The organism is Pseudomonas sp., assembly GCF_026224925.1.
GTDB lineage: Bacteria > Pseudomonadota > Gammaproteobacteria > Pseudomonadales > Pseudomonadaceae > Aquipseudomonas.
Map to the genome: position 1 here is coordinate 1 of NZ_JAMFRV010000102.1, position 2,192 is coordinate 2,192.

The 2,192-nt window shown below is 56.5% G+C and carries 3 protein-coding genes; 1 reads left to right on the forward strand and 2 read right to left on the reverse strand.

Annotation, left to right across the window (positions count from 1 at the left end; all coding sequences use genetic code 11):
• Nucleotides 1–13: 13 nt before the first annotated feature.
• Together M0974_RS04625 and M0974_RS04630 are read right to left on the reverse strand one after the other, a co-directional pair.
• Complete coding sequence (locus M0974_RS04625) at nt 14–964, reverse strand: 2-hydroxyacid dehydrogenase (protein WP_297833382.1); 951 nt, start codon at nt 962–964, stop codon at nt 14–16.
• 18 nt (nt 965–982) lie between these two features.
• Nucleotides 983–1,327 carry an FKBP-type peptidyl-prolyl cis-trans isomerase gene (locus M0974_RS04630; RefSeq protein WP_297833384.1) on the reverse strand — a complete coding sequence of 115 codons (345 nt, stop codon included), beginning with the start codon at nt 1,325–1,327 and terminating at the stop codon, nt 983–985.
• 120 nt (nt 1,328–1,447) lie between these two features.
• Between M0974_RS04630 and M0974_RS04635 the strand changes: the two genes are divergently transcribed.
• On the forward strand, nt 1,448–2,192 hold a 745-nt coding region (locus M0974_RS04635; RefSeq protein ID WP_297833386.1), incomplete at its 3' end, for a DUF2252 family protein.

The following is a 2,192-nucleotide window of genomic DNA, read 5'->3' on the forward strand; positions in this document are numbered from 1 at the left end:
ATACAGCTATTGTTTATCCGGGCATCGGCACTGGGGTCCACACTGGCTGGCCGGCGAAATGCGCCGTCAGGTTTTGCAGGACGAGCTGCGCCGTTGCCGCAACGGCTTCTGGCGACCGACCCGCAATGTGGGGGGTGAGAATTATGTTGGTCAGGGTCGCTATTTCTGCCGGCACCTCAGGTTCGCCCTCCAGCACGTCCAGGGCCGCGCCAGCGATGTGTTTATGCTGCAACGCGGTAATCAGCGCTGAAGTATCGACAACGCTGCCTCGGGATATATTGATCAAAAAACCATTGGAACCCAGTGCTGCCAACACCGATGCATTGACCAGATGCCGGGTTGCCGCGCCTCCTGGCGTGGCGATTACGATGAAGTCGGCCCATGTCGCCAAGTCTTCTGGGGTCTTGCAATAGGTGTAGGGCGAGTCAGCCACGGGTGTGCGGTTGTGGTAGCTGATGTGCATGTTGAAGCCATTTTCTGCCCGTTGCGCGATTTGCCTGCCGATATTTCCGAGACCGAGAATGCCAAGCTTTTTGCCGGAGATCATCGGCCGTGGCTGGCGAGACTGTGCCCATTCGCCACGTCGCACCGCAGCGTCTGCCTGGGGGATGCCTCGAGCGATTGACATCAACAGCGCCATGGCATGGTCGGCAACGGACGCGTCGTTGGTGCCGGCACCGTTGGTGACAACGATGCCGCGAGCCTGAGCCGCAGCCAGGTCGACTTTTTCGAAACCGGCGCCCATGGCGCAGATGATTTCCAGTGCGGGGAATGTGCTGATTTCTTCAGCCGTAAACCCGGTGGAGCCGTTGGTCAGCACCGCGCGGATGTCGATGCCATACGTGCGTGCGGCGTTTGCCCGGTCTTGTGGCGTGGTGGCCATGCACAGCGTGAAACCGGCGGATTCAAAACTGGCCAAGCCTTCTGGGTTGACTTCGACCAGGATCAGTAGGGGTATCGACATTCTTCAGTCTCCTGTTACTCAGTTGTCATCCCGCGTCAGCACTTCCAACAATTCGATCTCAAACCTCAGGTCTGAGTTCGGTTTAATATGCGCGCCCATTTGCCGCTCGCCATAGGCGAGGTGTGCAGGAACCGACAGGTTGCGTTTGCCACCGACTTTCATCCCCATGAGGCCAATGTCCCAGCCTTTAATTACTCGGCCAGTGCCGATCACGCATTGGAAGGGTTTGCCACGTTCGTGGGATGAATCGAAAACTGTGCCGTCTTGCAGAAACCCTGTGTAGTGGGTGGTGATCAACGCACCTTTGACCACTTCTTTGCCTTCGCCAAGCTGAATGTCGATGACTTCTAATGCTTCACTCATTAAGTGAGTTGTCCTTCTCGAAAAATAAAGAGGGTGTTGCGACGATAGCTGAAACAGAATGAAACGATTGTCTTTTGAGTCAAGTCTATTAAATTCAAGACAACTCAGAAAGAAGCCTTAATGAAGCTACCGCGCCCGCAAGACCGACTTGACCTCCTGGACAGCCTTCGTAACGAAAAAATGGCACGTTCGGCTCATGCCTATGTGCGCGGTAATACCGTCCAATTTTACCAATGGTTACACAGCCAACGTGGGCGCCGGCTGCCCCATGGGCCCAGCGTTTGGATTTGTGGTGATTGTCACGTCGGCAATTTGGGCCCGACCGGGGATATTCACGGTCGTATCGACATTAATATCCGCGATCTGGACCAGGCGGTGATCGGTAATCCCACCCATGACTTAGTGCGGTTGGCGCTTTCACTGGCGATGTCTGCGCGGGGTTCAGACCTGCCGGGTGTCACCACCGCGCGCATGCTAGAAGAGATGATGCGCGGCTACCAACAGGCGTTCGTCAAAGGGCAGAGCGATCAACCCGAACGCCCTAGTCAAGTCAAAGGTGGTATGCGCACAGCCGTGCAACGCACATGGAAGCACTTGGCCCGTGAACGTATCGAAAACGAACGCCCGACAATCCCATTGGGCAAAAGCTTCTGGCCGCTGTCTCGCGCGGAAAAAGCTGAAATAAAGCTGCTCTGCGCCACGCCTGAGATTCATAAGCTGGTGACGTCGCTCAAAGGTCGGCCCAACGACGCACCTGTGGAGTTGCTGGACTCGGCGTATTGGGTCAAAGGCTGCAGTTCGCTGGGCTTGATGCGCTATGCGGTGCTGCTCGGGGTCGGCGGCGACGATGAGCAGGATTACTGCC

What these genes read in the sequence shown, in the direction of transcription:
- M0974_RS04625 (WP_297833382.1), bottom strand. Translation starts at nt 964, where the DNA reads ATGTCGATACCCCTACTGATCCTGGTCGAAGTCAACCCAGAAGGCTTG.
- M0974_RS04630 (WP_297833384.1), bottom strand. Translation starts at nt 1,327, where the DNA reads ATGAGTGAAGCATTAGAAGTCATCGACATTCAGCTTGGCGAAGGCAAA.